The 13,973-nt window shown below is 39.3% G+C and carries 17 protein-coding genes; 6 read left to right on the forward strand and 11 right to left on the reverse strand.

The features are described from left to right. Positions 1-206: 206 nt before the first annotated feature. Positions 207-812, reverse strand: coding sequence for an ATP-dependent Clp endopeptidase proteolytic subunit ClpP (gene clpP / locus XEN7305_RS15705; RefSeq protein WP_006510445.1), 606 nt, complete (start codon positions 810-812; stop codon positions 207-209). Between the two features lie 247 nt (positions 813-1,059). Between clpP and XEN7305_RS15710 the strand changes: the two genes are divergently transcribed. After that, positions 1,060-1,452 carry a hypothetical protein gene (locus XEN7305_RS15710; protein ID WP_006510446.1) on the forward strand — a complete coding sequence of 131 codons (393 nt, stop codon included), beginning with the start codon at positions 1,060-1,062 and terminating at the stop codon, positions 1,450-1,452. 7 nt (positions 1,453-1,459) lie between these two features. Here XEN7305_RS15710 and XEN7305_RS15715 read toward each other — a convergent pair whose 3' ends face one another. Further along, positions 1,460-2,875, reverse strand: a complete 1,416-nt coding sequence (locus XEN7305_RS15715) for an efflux RND transporter periplasmic adaptor subunit (protein ID WP_040898190.1) — start codon at positions 2,873-2,875, stop codon at positions 1,460-1,462. 300 nt (positions 2,876-3,175) lie between these two features. Here XEN7305_RS15715 and XEN7305_RS15720 point away from each other — a divergent pair, with 300 nt between their 5' ends. Further along, positions 3,176-4,048: a tetratricopeptide repeat protein gene (locus XEN7305_RS15720; RefSeq protein WP_006510448.1), complete on the forward strand. Its 873-nt coding sequence runs from the start codon at positions 3,176-3,178 to the stop codon at positions 4,046-4,048. A gap of 237 nt (positions 4,049-4,285) precedes the next feature. On the opposite strand, the gene XEN7305_RS15730 is transcribed toward XEN7305_RS15720, so the two are convergent. Then, positions 4,286-5,164, reverse strand: coding sequence for a 3'(2'),5'-bisphosphate nucleotidase CysQ (locus XEN7305_RS15730; RefSeq protein ID WP_006510449.1), 879 nt, complete (start codon positions 5,162-5,164; stop codon positions 4,286-4,288). Between the two features lie 411 nt (positions 5,165-5,575). Here XEN7305_RS15730 and XEN7305_RS15735 point away from each other — a divergent pair, with 411 nt between their 5' ends. Next, positions 5,576-5,914, forward strand: coding sequence for a hypothetical protein (locus XEN7305_RS15735; RefSeq protein ID WP_238568988.1), 339 nt, complete (start codon positions 5,576-5,578; stop codon positions 5,912-5,914). Positions 5,915-6,039: 125 nt separating this feature from the next. On the opposite strand, the gene XEN7305_RS27730 is transcribed toward XEN7305_RS15735, so the two are convergent. The 6 genes from XEN7305_RS27730 to XEN7305_RS15750 all read right to left on the reverse strand — a co-directional run bounded on the left by XEN7305_RS27730 (position 6,040) and on the right by XEN7305_RS15750 (position 8,233). After that, a complete protein-coding gene (locus XEN7305_RS27730) occupies positions 6,040-6,192 on the reverse strand; it encodes a photosystem II reaction center protein J (protein WP_255325067.1) in 153 nt (50 codons plus the stop codon). A 17-nt stretch (positions 6,193-6,209) separates the two neighbouring features. Continuing rightward, positions 6,210-6,329 (reverse strand): photosystem II reaction center protein L, encoded by a 120-nt coding sequence (locus XEN7305_RS27735; RefSeq protein WP_071591360.1) that lies wholly within the window; start codon positions 6,327-6,329, stop codon positions 6,210-6,212. A gap of 11 nt (positions 6,330-6,340) precedes the next feature. Beyond that, positions 6,341-6,475 (reverse strand): cytochrome b559 subunit beta, encoded by a 135-nt coding sequence (gene psbF, locus XEN7305_RS27740; protein ID WP_006510452.1) that lies wholly within the window; start codon positions 6,473-6,475, stop codon positions 6,341-6,343. A 32-nt stretch (positions 6,476-6,507) separates the two neighbouring features. Further along, positions 6,508-6,753 carry a cytochrome b559 subunit alpha gene (gene psbE / locus XEN7305_RS15740; RefSeq protein WP_006510453.1) on the reverse strand — a complete coding sequence of 82 codons (246 nt, stop codon included), beginning with the start codon at positions 6,751-6,753 and terminating at the stop codon, positions 6,508-6,510. 73 nt (positions 6,754-6,826) lie between these two features. Then, positions 6,827-7,831: a photosynthesis system II assembly factor Ycf48 gene (locus tag XEN7305_RS15745; protein WP_006510454.1), complete on the reverse strand. Its 1,005-nt coding sequence runs from the start codon at positions 7,829-7,831 to the stop codon at positions 6,827-6,829. A 27-nt stretch (positions 7,832-7,858) separates the two neighbouring features. Next, positions 7,859-8,233 (reverse strand): rubredoxin, encoded by a 375-nt coding sequence (locus tag XEN7305_RS15750; protein ID WP_040898194.1) that lies wholly within the window; start codon positions 8,231-8,233, stop codon positions 7,859-7,861. 180 nt (positions 8,234-8,413) lie between these two features. Here XEN7305_RS15750 and XEN7305_RS15755 point away from each other — a divergent pair, with 180 nt between their 5' ends. The 3 genes from XEN7305_RS15755 (at position 8,414) to XEN7305_RS15765 (ending at position 11,990) form a co-directional block, all read left to right on the forward strand. Beyond that, complete coding sequence (locus XEN7305_RS15755) at positions 8,414-9,109, forward strand: succinate dehydrogenase cytochrome b subunit (RefSeq protein WP_006510456.1); 696 nt, start codon at positions 8,414-8,416, stop codon at positions 9,107-9,109. Positions 9,110-9,282: 173 nt separating this feature from the next. Next, a complete protein-coding gene (locus tag XEN7305_RS15760; protein ID WP_006510457.1) occupies positions 9,283-10,035 on the forward strand; it encodes a hypothetical protein in 753 nt (250 codons plus the stop codon). A gap of 179 nt (positions 10,036-10,214) precedes the next feature. Next, positions 10,215-11,990 (forward strand): phosphatidylserine decarboxylase family protein, encoded by a 1,776-nt coding sequence (locus tag XEN7305_RS15765; protein ID WP_006510458.1) that lies wholly within the window; start codon positions 10,215-10,217, stop codon positions 11,988-11,990. A gap of 161 nt (positions 11,991-12,151) precedes the next feature. Here the strand turns inward: XEN7305_RS15765 and XEN7305_RS15770 are convergent, their stop codons facing one another. Together XEN7305_RS15770 and queF are read right to left on the reverse strand one after the other, a co-directional pair. Then, a complete protein-coding gene (locus tag XEN7305_RS15770) occupies positions 12,152-13,186 on the reverse strand; it encodes a ribonucleotide-diphosphate reductase subunit beta (protein ID WP_040898219.1) in 1,035 nt (344 codons plus the stop codon). A gap of 308 nt (positions 13,187-13,494) precedes the next feature. Further along, positions 13,495-13,905, reverse strand: a complete 411-nt coding sequence (queF, locus tag XEN7305_RS15775) for a preQ(1) synthase (protein ID WP_006510460.1) — start codon at positions 13,903-13,905, stop codon at positions 13,495-13,497. Positions 13,906-13,973: the final 68 nt, after the last annotated feature.

Below are 13,973 nucleotides of genomic sequence, written 5' to 3' on the forward strand. Positions count from 1 at the left end.
GGCGTTGCTGATTTAAAACATGAAAGAATTTTGGACTAATCTTCTTTGCTTCTTTCTTTGCGTCTTTGCGCCTTTGCGCGAAACGAATTCATATCTGGATTCAGCAACGCCAATAATTCTAGTCAACATCAACTATCAAAGACGATTGAATAAATGTACTATGAAATTAAGTTAGCGGATGTGACGCGCTAACTTAATACTGGATACTAAGCGATTTCAGGAGGATTGGTTGCCGAAGGCTTACGGGTAATTACCTGGTCAATTAAACCGTACTCTTTTGCCTCCTCTGAAGACATAAAGAAATCTCTTTCTGTATCTTCTTCAATTGTTGATAGAGGTTGTCCTGTATGGTCTGCTAGATGTTGATTAAGCTTATTTTTCAAGTACAAAATTTCTTTAGCTTGAATTTCGATATCTGTTGCTTGTCCTTGAGCACCACCAAGAGGTTGGTGAATCATAATTCTTGAGTTGGGCAAACTCATCCGTTTACCCTTGGCTCCCGCACTTAACAAAAATGCTCCCATACTGGCAGCCAAACCAATACAGATAGTACAAACATCAGGGCGAACCTGATTCATAGTATCGAACATTCCCATGCCTGCTGAGACAGAACCGCCAGGAGAATTAATATAGAGATAGATATCTTTTTCAGGATCTTCCGCCTCTAAGTACAGAAGTTGAGCAACCACTAAATTTGATATTTCATCGGTCACTTGTTGTCCTAAAAAGACAATTCTCTCTCTAAGTAAGCGAGAGTAAATATCAAATGCGCGATCTCCGCGACCCGAAGATTCAATAACGGTTGGAATCATCTAGTTTATAAGTCTCATTATTATTTTATTGCAGACTAAAATATGCTGGGCAGATGCCAGATATATTGCCTATATGTTTAGTTTACTAGTTACATTTTCAGATTGCATTTCTCTAAAAAAGATTCAGAGGGTTTAATATTTTTAAGCTTTTAATTGTGAAACTCAAAAGACGTATTTTTTGGAGATTGGCAGGATTGCTCGAAAATTGCTATCCTGGAGTCCCAATTAGATTCCTGGTGGGGAATTCATGAAAATTCCAAGTGAAAAAAACAGAGATCACACTGTTTCTGAGATCTCTCAGGGTAATGCCCCAGTGCGCAAAACTAGAAAATATCCCCTGCAACAAGGACTTGTAGCAGAGATTAGTCTTAAGTTATTTTTTAGCTTCGTAATAGGCGCGGTTGCTGTCATTTCCGTGATGAGATTAGTCCCCTATCATTTTTCGCAAAAAGCTAAGTTAAAAGAAATTCAGTCTCAAGTAGAAGAAACTGAAAGAAGAGTTGAAATTTTGCGCGAGCAAATGAATCGTAATTTTGATTCTGAGCAAACTCCAATATTAATGGAAGAATATAGTCCCAATATTGCCCCCAATCGTAGCCGCGTATTTTGGAAGGAAGATAAGGAAGAGCCCAAACAGTAGAGATTTTTTATCTTTGGCGATTATCTGGCATATCGATAAAAACTCGCTCGTCAGCAGTAACCCCATCAATTATTTGAGTCTTATCTTGCAGAGTTAGTCCAATTTTTACGGGGATAAATTCCGGTTTGTTTTCCTCATTCAAAATCATTACTCCTGTTTCTCCCGCTTGAGTTACGATCGCCACGGTGGGAACAACCAGAGTATTGTTCAATTCTTTACCCAAAAAAGTTATATCCACATTCATCTTAGAACGTAATTTTTCCTGCCCTGTCAACAGAGAAATACGTACCTCAAAAGAAGTCACATTATCCTCAACGATCGCCTCTGGAGCAATGCGTTTCACTCTTCCGGTGAAAGTATCTTCCGGGTAAGCATCCGCGATAATCTCAACTTTTTGTCCTTGATAGAGCTGTCCAATATCGACCTCGGGAACTTTCGCAATAATTTCCAAACCTTGAGCCAAAGCCAAAATAGAAGTCGCCGAAGCCGAAGCCGAAGTTGATGCTGAAGTTGAAGGGGTGACAAAGGCACCTTCGACCGCATATCTCTGGGTAATAATGCCTTCAAAGGGGGCTTTGACGATAGTGTCATCATATTGAATCTGCGATTGCTCCAGATTCGCCTGAGCTAGATCAACCTGAGCCTGCAAAGCATTGATTTCATCTTGATAACTTTTTTCCCTTTGCTCAAGAGCCAACCTCATTTCTGCGACGATCGCCTCTAGCTGATCGATTTCTGGATGTTGAGTATTTTCAAGCTGTTCCAGCTGCTGTTTAACTTCTGAGATGCCAGCTAAAGCATTTTGATTTTCATTAAATGCTTCATCGTAACTATCCTGAGAAATTGCCCCTTTTTCGACCAAATACCGATTTCGTTTCATCCGCTCTTGAGTAAGCTTTAATCGCGATTCTGCCGATTGTAGTTGGGCTTGGGTTTGCGATATTTCCCTGGGGATTCTCGCTTTCGCTTGTGCCAAACGAGCCTCATTTTGAGCTAATCGAGCTTGGGACTGACGAATATCCCCGGCAATTGTCACCTTGTTTTGTTGTAAATTAGCGCGAGCTTGCTGCAATTGGGCTTGGGATTGGGCATTCCGAGCTTGAATTTCCAAGTTTTCCATGACAGCTAGAGTTTGCCCAGCAACTACTTTGTCGCCTTGCTCCACTCGTAATTCAATCAAACGACCAGGATTTTTGGGACTGACATTCACACTTTTAATCGGTTCTACCTTCCCACTGGCTGAGATCTTCACCTTCAAATTATCCTTGACGACTGGCACAGTGAGCTCTTCGAGGGTTATTTGCGAACCAGAGCTTTGCACAACAACATAGGTCGTTGTGGCAATCATAACCATTCCTCCGGTTATCATCGCAAGTATCCCAAGAGGAAGGGACTTTTTTTTCCCAAGTAAAGAAAGCTGCATATATTGGTCTGAGACAGTAAAGATAAACGAAGGCAGAAGATAGAGATCGTTAAAAGACTTAATGGTTTTATTTTAACTTTATACTTTTAGGCTTTGTGGGAAATCTAGGTACGGATTCCTAACAAAAATGTTCGGGCTCAGAAACTTTCGCAGCGATTTCAATTAATTCAAAACACTGTAATTCCTTGTTGAGTAAGCTTTTGAGGAATTTATTCCTATGTATAATGTTTAAAATACGGAAAAATGCCACTAACATAGATCTTTAGGAAAGGTAAAGTAAATTTGTGTTGAGGCTATATCGTGCCCAGAGTTAATTGGTTATTGTCTTCTATTGTTTGTGCTGGTTTAATCGCTGCGGCAGATTTTCCTGTCAGTAGTCAGGCTCTTTTGCCCTATGCCCCTCAAATCAATTCTGAAAAGTTGCAAAATCAGGGTTTACAACTTCTACAAGATGCTGTGCAACTGATTAAGTTTCAGCAATATGAACTAGCACTTCCCCGCGCAGAATTGGCGGTACAGCTCGCTCCAGATAATTATGAGGCTTGGTTTATTTTGGGTAGTCTTTATGCCCAACTCGGTGAGCTTGAACCGGGAATCACCGCTTTAGAAAAAGCAGAAGAATTAGCACCCAATCAAGAAGGGATTTTGTTCAGTTTGGGAAATGCTTATTTCCAACAGGGGGAATATCAAATTGCCTTAGAGAAACTCCAAGCGGGATTAGAAATTGAAGAGAATTCACCTGAAGCTCTATTTGATTTGGGTAATACCTATTTAAAGTTAGCAAAATTTGACAAGGCGATCGCATCCTATAAAAAAGCATTCTCTCAAGAGGAGAGTTTTTGGCCAGCCATTAACAATGTGGGATTGGTCGAATATGAACAGGGAAATGTAGATAAGGCAATCAAAAATTGGTCAAAAGCCCTAGAAATTGACGCTGAGCAGAGCGAACCTAAATTGGCCTTAGCAGTAGCATTCTATGCCCAAGGTGATACTAAAAAAGGTTTGGAAATGGGCATCTCTGCCCTAGAAGTTGATGAGCGTTATGCTGAGATTGAATTTTTAGTCGAAAATCTTTGGGGCGATCGCCTGATCGAAGACACTAAAAAATTCTTCGAGACTCCTCAAATGCAAGAAATCGTAGTTCAAGCTAAAAATTCTGTTGTTGAAAACTGACAGGTACTAAATCAACGTGAGTTCGATAAGTACAAAATTTGCTAGTTTTGAATAGGGATTTGGGGATTTGGGAATTTGGGGATTTGGGAAAAAGACTATTACTTTCGTTGTTTAACTTGGGAAATTTAATCAAAAAAAAAATTCGCCGAACTGAAGTTAAATCAAAAAACAAGGTGTTAGAGCTTGATAAACATTGCCCTAACACCTAACACCTAACACCTAACACCTAACACCTTTTTACAATTCCCCATCTATTTCTTTGATAATTGAGGTTGCTTTATCACATAAGAGATCATGGCTATGCCCATTAGTTGCCATGATACAACCCCATTTTATGACATCTCCTTGATTGTACAAAACAGGGCTGCCATCTGCATAGGAAAACTTGCCTCCTGCTTCGGTCAGGATAATCTCAGGTGCGGCAAAATCCCAATCCTTAGCAGCAGATTTTCCCGACAAGGAAATATACAGATCAGATTCTTGCTCCAAGATAGTCGATATTTTACCGCCGACACCTCCCATATATTTTTTACCTTTAAGTGGTAGATAATCAATTAATTTCTGGAAACGTTCATCACGGTGGCTACGACTAACAATTAGATATAAATCTTCTAGTTTTTCCCGCTGAGAGACTCTAATTGGAGTGTTTTTTTTATCTTCTTTGGTTTGCACAAAAGTACCTTCACCTTTAAGTGCATAGTACAATTTTCCCGCTTCGGGAATTCCCACAAGTCCAATTACAGGACGCCCTTGATATGCCAAGGCGATATGTAACCCATATTCTCCTGTTTTATCGATAAAATCTCTTGTCCCATCTAGAGGATCGATAATCCAAACCCAATCTTTGGCAACAGGCTCAGCTTTTTTAACATCAAAGGTCTCCTCGGAGAGATAACCAAAATCTTCATCACTAAATTGTGCTTGTAGATTCTCTACAATATATTTATTTGCTGCTAGATCTGCTGCCGTGACAGGACCGTCCTTCTTGTCTTTGACATTTAAATCTGTGTACTCTCCCTGTCCATGATAATAAGAACTGAGAATATCAGCTGCACCCCAGGCTATTGAACAAGCTATTTTCGTGATTTCGATTAATCTTTCTTGCTTAAGTTCCAAACTTATATCCCTACTTTATTATTAATTAATACTACTAATAAAAATTATGGCATCAATTTTCTTTAATGAACATTATTTAATCTCTAAAGATATATTTTAGATTTTATCTAGAAATGAAGATGATATTATGCTGACAAATATCTTGGCAGTAAATACTCTGATTGCTCGTAAATATTTAAGTAATTTTTAGTATATATATCCAGCATTTAGCTAGTTGTTAATGCTTCCTAGAAAACTAAAATTAATTACAATGTAAGTACAATTAACGAGTTTGAAATTAATCTTAAATATCAAATGCCCATAAGACTTAAAGCACTCAAAATACCAAGTGCAATTATCAACTCACTTTTGCTGGTTTCATTCTCGCTCACATTTCCCGTTCTAGCTCATAAGGTGGAAATATCGAATCAGGTGGCTGGAACTTTACATATTGAACCGGATGATAATCCTCGAATGGGGGAAAAAGTTCAAGCTTGGTTTGCCTTAACTAGCCGAGGAGGCGCAATCATTCCTTTGTCTAAATGCGACTGTCAATTGTCAGTTTATGCTTTACCTCGCGCTCAGGAAGATCAGCCAATCTTGAATCCTATTTTGCAGGCTGTCAATGTTGGTAAATATCAAGAAATTCCTGGAGCTTTGATTACATTTCCGCAAACAGGCTCCTATGAATTGAAAATTAGAGGAACAGCTAATAACGGAGCAAATTTTCCAGATTTTAATTTAACTTATACTATCAACGTTTTACCTTAGAATTAACCATCTAAAAGCAGGAAAAAGACCGCCTGTTGATAATTCACAGACGGCCGATTAATTTGTAAGATTTTTTCCAAGGCGTCAAGAGGGTTAAGATCTTCTATCCGCCTGCATTTCACAAATTACATAGCAGAGCCTACACCAACGTAAGCACCATAGAAAAAGGTGCCGACAACGACAATAACGCCCATTCCCGCTACAGTTGCGACGATCCACAGGGGAATCCTTCCATCTTGAAACATTTTTTTCCTCCTACTTGCTTGCTTTGAATAAATTAAATAATTAAACTCTTTTAGTTAAAGAAGTAACTAGAGAACAAGATACCTAGAACTGCAATTAGAAGTAATCCTAAATAAAGAGAAGTTCTGTTTAGTTCTACAGGCTGTCTGTTGGTATTTTGATTTCTTTCCATTATTGTTTCACCTATCGTTGAATAAATTGCATGGACGCGATCGCACCCAAGAAGAAAACAGAAGGAACTGCTAACGTGTGAATTGCTAACCATCTCACGGTAAAGATGGGATAGGAGACTGGTTGATTGGGATTTTGACTTGTCATATATTGTTCACCTATTTATTTTGTAAATGTTTTTATTGATTAAATTCTGTAATTTGCTGTTTCACGTCAAAGCGATCGCTAATAATTGGCAACTCTAAACGGGATTGAGTGTAATATTCATCGGGACGAGGTGTACCAAAAGCATCGTAAGCTAAGCCAGTGCTCACAAATAACCATCCCGCAATAAAGAGCATCGGAATGGTAATTGCATGAATTACCCAGTAACGAACACTGGTGATAATATCAGAAAATGGTCGTTCCCCAGTAGTACCTGCCATAGTTGAGTTTCTCCTTTCTTAAAAGTTGTTTACCATAGTTTACATAATTCTCTCATAACTCATGAGAGATAATTCAAGCGGCAGCAGAACTTGGTTCATATTTGAGCAAAACCCCTCTTTCCCCCAACACAAATCCTTGTTCGGGAGATTGGAATATTACCTTATAAAGATTAGAAGGAGCATCTTCTACTTCTCGATCTTTTTGCCAAGTTTCTCCGCCATCAGGACTGTATAGCAATTCGCCACTGCCCCCAGCAACCCAAACCTCATCGCTTGTTGGATAACCAATATCTAGGAGTCCCCAACTAGCAGAAAATTCGGGATAAATAGCTTCACTCCATTCTCCTTCTTCTCCTGTATGACTAAATTGAACTACACCTCCACGAGCCAATAACCATAGATCACCATCTAAGCTAAAGCCCATATTTTGCAATCTACGAGAAGAGTTACGATTATGGGGTGTCCATTCAGTTTGACCAGGTTTCCAAGTCGAGTAGAAATTACCATTTGCAGAAACAGCGACGTATCTACCATCAGCAGAACGTTCAATATTACGAGCTACCCCGACAGCACCTTCAACTAAAGCTTTCCAATTCTCACCACCATCTGTAGTTTTGTAGATGGCACCTAAATCTGTGACCATCTCCGCAGAATTGGCTGCTAGAGCAATAATACCATCAGGACTTCCTGGTAACTTACTACTTAGAGCAATTCGTGACCAATTTGCTCCAGCATCGTTAGTATGTAAGAGGATAGAGGGTTTTCCCACAATCCAACCTTCATCGCCAGAGAAGCTAACGCCACTAAAGGATATTTTTTCAGTGCCGAAATCAATAACTTTTTCTGACCAACTATCCCCACCATCTGTGGTTTCAAATAAAGAAGCTTTTGTGCCAACTAACCATCCATGATTGGGATCATCAGTAAAAGCGATATCAGCAAAGATTGCCTCGGTTGGTAAAGTTAGAATTTTCCAAGGATTAGTGGTAGTCGAAGGAATTTGGCTACAGCTAATACAAAATAGACTAACAACTACGAAAACGACTATTTGTTTGAGTTTTTGTCTCAATAGATTCATATACTTGTTTATATCAAAAAATGTGGATTAGTTAAGACTGTATAAGCTTAGAAAAAACAAAAATCCTAAAGCTAAAGCCCCAAAGATCAAGAGGTTTTTCTGTCCAGGAGTCATGCGGTTGACTCCAAAACCATAATTTAAATTTTCGGCAAACCCTGAAGGGGCACCAGTTGCTCCGATATCAATAAATTGAGAAGTCGGCGCTCCACAAATTGGACAACGCCAGGTTTTTGGCAGTTCGGTAAACAGCGTACCAGGAGCTATTTTGCCTTGGTTATCCCCTTTTTCCGGCTCATAAACATAACCACAAGAACGACATTCATGACTAGAAGGCGCTTGTTCTGCTAATGTTTTTTCCTGACCTGGCTCTTTTGGCGTTTTTTCCTTACCTGGTTCACTCATCAACTTAATAAAATATAACAAATCTTAAAATATCCTCTAAGGATTATCTCATAAATAAGGAACAAGTAGAAAAGGATGAAGGATAAAGGATGAGGGATAAAGGATGAGGGATAAGGACTGATGGCATTAAAGTGGTAACTGATAACTGACTTGCTCTCGAATGGGGATAGCTGAGGACTGATGACTGTAACCAAAGATCGCTCAAAACTAATTAATTTATTTTATTCTTCTATTGGGAAAAAGATTATTACAGGGCTTACTGGCCTAGGTTTGACTTTGTTTGTCTGTGTTCATATGCTGGGCAACTTAGTTTTGTTGGCAAGCCCCGACTCTTATAACCAATTAGCGCATTTTATTGATAGCTGGGGAGTTCTACTATCTGTAGTTGAGTTCATTTTATTGGGGGCGGTGATTATTCACGCGGGATTGGGAATTGCGATTCGCATTAAGAGTGAGCGATCGCGACCTGTTAAATATAATATGCTGAAGTCTGCGGGCAACCCTAGTAAACAATCTCTCAGTTCTGTTTCCATGATTTTTACCGGACTAGTTTTGTTGATCTTTTTAGTTTTCCATTTGGCGAGTTTTAAGTTTGGGACTTACTATCAAACTTCTGTTGATGGAGTCGTGATGCGAGACTTGGCAAGATTAGTAATTGAAACATTTCGTAATCCTTTTTATACATTGGGTTATCTAGGGGTGATGCTCTTGTTGGGATTACATCTACGGCATGGTTTTTGGAGTGCTTGGCAATCTTTGGGGGTTTTGAATTCTACTTGGAGTCCGGCGGTTTATGCGATCGCGTTAATTTTTGCTTTATTGATCGCGATCGGCTTTATCGTATTACCTTTAGCAATCTTTTTGGGTTTCTTATAGATTATTGATTTTACGGACTGCGATTTAGGAAGCGCGATCGCATTATGTTATCTTTCCCAATACTAGCCACAACCATGTAATTGTTGCGTTAATTACCTGTCTAGATACCCTTAAAATGTATCAAAAGCAGAGACAAAGTTAATATCATGTTATTGACTATGGGACTTACGATAATGCAATTTATTCTTCCTATTTTAATTTTTTCCAGTTTGTTATTCCCAGGATTGCAAAACCAAGAATTTTTAGGGCTGTTTGGGCAGGAATATCAAATGCGTTATGATCAGTGCCTTGAACAATCCTCTCAAGAACAGGAAGAAATTACGAGGTTGAGAGTTGCTCTGAGTGCAACTAAAGTGAAACTCAAAGATGTTGATATTTTTCGTGAATCACTAGAGCAGAGAGAGGATGCCCTGAAAATTCGAGAAGAAAACCTTCAACAACGTGAGGACGATCTTGATCTGAAGGCACAATTGCTAGAGCAGAAAATTTTCGATTTTACTAAGCAAGTTGAAGAGGTTGCCAGAAATGGCGGCAAAGTTGAACAGATCATCACCAATAATGAAACTCTAGCCAATAGAGCCCAATCTTTAGCAAGCAAGCTAGATGCAGAAAGACAGCTAGCAAGAGAAGATTTAAAAAATGAAAGAAGCTTCTTCGATAAGAGGATCGAAGAAGAGAGAGGAATAAACAGCAAGCTTCAGCAAAAGATTGATCGTGATAGTCATTTTATCCTAATAGTTGAAGTCGTTTTTCTGCTAGTTATATTTGCCATTGTTATAGCTATTTCGCTACTTTATGCTAAATGGTTTAGTGGTAAGATGGCTCCTACGCAAAGCCCGATAATTGAAATAGATAGACAGAGGGAAGAATTAGATACTGAGCAAAGTGCTGCCGCTCTTATTTCCAGTAACTCAGACCAGGAGTGAATACTATTTATCTTGGACTACAGTTAACTTCTAAAGTACTTTTAGCTTAAAAATTAAATCTGATCTGCAACAGCAAACCATAGTTAAGTTTAATTATCCCAATCTACTTATCTAGGGAGTTCCTTGTATAATCATATATTGAGTACTAATTTTAACAAGGAAACTTAAGGGGAGCTAAGATGCTGTATCAAAACCCTTCATCTAAGATTAGAGCAATTGATAGTGTGGATCATATCCATGCACAGATGGAATCCAATCCGCATTTTCCGTTCAATGTTCAGAGTGGCTGGCTGCCGATGCCTTCGAGTAAGGCCATGGCTAAATTTTTGGAAAATATTTTAGGGGCCGAGCCCACTGACTATGCGCCATGTATTGAGGCATTAAACAAACTACTTGAAAGTAATGATGTTCTCACTTTTCTCATCAACAGCGCATGTGAAGAAAATAGCAATATCATAGACTCTAACTTACAGGCAGCTGAGGCAGTCAATGTGCCACGAATTGCGAGTAAAGATGATTTGCTCAATGCTTTTAACAATCTATTGAACCAAGCGCCGCAATTTGTCGAAAATGAGCTTGTCGGATTACCCTTCTCTGCTGTCGTAGTCGGCATAGACCCTACGCAAAGTGGCATGACCTTATTCCGTTTGCCAATGTTCAATGAAAAAATGGGTGATATCCTAAACGTTTGGAGTAGCTTCCTCTGCTCAGAAGCATCTAATACAGTTTTCAGCGTCGAAGGTGAGCAGTGGCTGTCACCGCAAGCAAAACAACAATATCAATTTGAAGTTTGGCAAAAAGACAATGAGAACCTGCCATACTGGAACTCGTGGAATTCATTCTTCACTCGACAGTTTAAAGATCAAGAGGCATCTCGTCCTGTTGCGCAGCCTAACAATAATCAAATCGTTGTCAGTGCCAACGATGGCTCTTTATTCCGGTGGGACGAAAATATAGCGGCAAAAGACGTATTTTGGTTTAAAGATATGACCTACTCCCTAGCCAATATACTCAGTTCCGATATCCCAGCCCAACAGCAAGTGCTCGATAAATATAACCTGGTTGATTTGTTTACAGATGGGTCAATTTTTCAGACCTATCTAAACCCTTACAACTATCATCGTTGGTGGTGTCCAGTAAAAGGTAAAGTTTTATTTGATCCTATTTCCGTGCCTGGTTACTATTTTAACAAGCTTGTTATTCCGGACTTTGCGGGGGCAACAACTTCTTCTCTCCCCTATTTAGCACAAGTAAATGCCAGAGGTTTGATCGTTTTTAAAACTGAAGATTACGGCTATGTATGTTGCATACCTTTAGGCATGAGCGAAGTATCCAGCATAGTGTTTGATCCATGCATGAAAGCCAATGCATCAGTGACAAAAGGGCAAGAAATGGGAACTTTTCAATATGGTGGATCTTCCTATGTAATTATTTTTCAAAAACTACCCGGTAAGCGACTAATCTTTCAAAATGGGGTAGGCGATGTATATGATAAGCGGCCAGTCTTGCCCAAGGGAAGTGCGAGCACTGGAGGCAATGTCACCTTGATTGGTTCTCAAATAGGTAAGTGGGAGAAGGTTGACTTTAATATAGATGCCACCCAAGCATGGCAAAATGCTGGCTACGTAAATACTGGCGATGGCTACAACATCAATTATGTTGGTGGACTCTGGACCGCAAACCCTGAGGTCAATAATGGCAATTTATACAATGCCAATGGGTCAGATATAACAGCAACTCAAGATGGTTACCCATTAGTTGGTGCGAAGGAAGGAGCCTTAATCGGTCGTGTTGGCAATAACCCGTCTTTCCTCATTGGCAATGGTGCGAGTATTCCCAGTGGCCAAGCTGGTCACCTGCAACTCTGCATTAATGATGATCTAGAAGGTCAATATGGCGCAGGTTTAACCGACAACGAAGGGCAAATTACTGTTTCAATTACGGCTCCAACCTAGCTATGGCCCTTATCTAATTAGTGAGATACATAAGATATCACTATTAGGGAATAGGGAACGGGGAACAGGGAACAGAAAAGTGTAATTCATGAATCTGAGAAACGCTATAAACCCTATTTGAATTAGCTAAGTTGAAAATCAATTACATTATATTTAGTCCCTTAAATCTCGTCCCAGCCGCCCACACCGGAGGACATTACATAACTAGTAACTCCTGCTTCAAAGAAATTAGCCTTAGTATGTCCTGCTTTCTTGGTATCAGAAAATCTTTCTAGATGCTTGTAAGGACTTTTTTGATATTGCTCGCCCGAATATAAAGGCTCTAAGCCGATCGCCCGTAAACGCATATTCGCCAAATACTTCGTATATTGTTCGGTGCTCGATTTAGTGATTCCCAGCACATTCTCTCCCACAATATGATTAGTCCAACGACATTCATGTTGGACTGCGCGATCAAACATTTCATAAATTTGCTCAACCGAATGGGGAAATAAGCGCATTGCTTCGGGAAGCAGTTTTTGATAGAGACGCACATGAGATAATTCATCGCGGTTAATCATTTTAAAAATATCGGCACTTCCCGGCATCAACATCCGAGATGCCAGATTGTAGAAGTAGATAAAACCATTATAAAAATACATCCCTTCTAGCAAATAATCTGCCAACAATGCCACAAAGTAATTCTCTTCTGTCGGAGAGTCGATATATTGCTGATAAATACCCGCAATAAACTCACAACGCTCTGCTAATACCTGATCTGTCCGCCAAAATTCATAGACTGCAGTTCTGCGATCGCTAGGGATTACAGTCTCAATAATATATTGATAGCTTTGATTATGCATTCCTTCTTGGGCAATCTGTTCTGCAATACAGAGACTCACTTCCGGTGCGGTAACACAGCTTTTGAGATGGGGTAGATTACAGGTTTGTACCGAATCAAGAAAAGTCAAATAACTCAATATTCCATCATAGGCATGGCGTTCTTCTGTGGTGAGATTCCAATAATCCGTCACATCTTGGGTCAAATCAAGCTTTTGTGGAATCCAAAAATTCTCGCGCATCTGTTGGTATAAGCCGATGGCCCAAGAATAACGAACATCATTAAGTTGCATTAAATTGGTAGTGTTACCAAACCAAATAGAGCGATTCTCCACCCTATCGTCACCATTAGGATTAAATATAGGATTTGCCAACATATTTCCTTGCATAACTTTTTTATATAATCTTAACTACTAAAGAATCGCGCGACAGTTTAATAACCTTAGAACTAACTAAGGACGACTATTCTACACCATATATATTGTAGAAAATTATTGCCTACTCTACCTATAGTGTAGTAGTAAGAATTAGTTTTTTTATATTAGACCAAGCTGTCGAGAGTCCCTGTCCTGAAAAATTCTGACCTCTAGACTATGCTTTTTGCCTTCATTGAATTCAGAATGATTTAAGATACTTCTTGCTCTTAAGTACAATATCTCCATATCTTGAAGATTGCCCCCAATGCCTAATTACCAGTTTTAACGTGACTAACTTCAACAACCGTATGAACATTGCCCCTAGGGCTAAAATCACCGACTATATTGGCTTCTAGGGGATCGCAAGCAGCGACAAAATCATCTAAAATCTGATTGATCACTTCTTCATGGGAAATATAGCGATCGCGATAACTATTAATATATAGTTTTAAAGCTTTTAATTCTACAACTTTCTCATCTGGATAGTAAGTAACTTTGATCGTTGCAAAATCAGGATAACCAGAAAAAGGACATTTACAAGTGAATTCAGGCAAAGAAATATCCACCTTATAGCGTCGGCCCATTCTCGGATTGGGAAAAGTAATTAACTCACCCTCTGCGATCGCTCTTTCCCCATATTTGACCTCTTTTGTTATGTCATTCTCTGTAGCGTTACTCATCATAGCTCCTGTAATATTTCTTAATGCCGAATTATTATAACGCCTTCCCCAGCAACAAAATAAAACCC

The organism is Xenococcus sp. PCC 7305 (assembly GCF_000332055.1).
In the GTDB taxonomy this organism is placed as follows: Bacteria; Cyanobacteriota; Cyanobacteriia; order Cyanobacteriales; family Xenococcaceae; genus Xenococcus.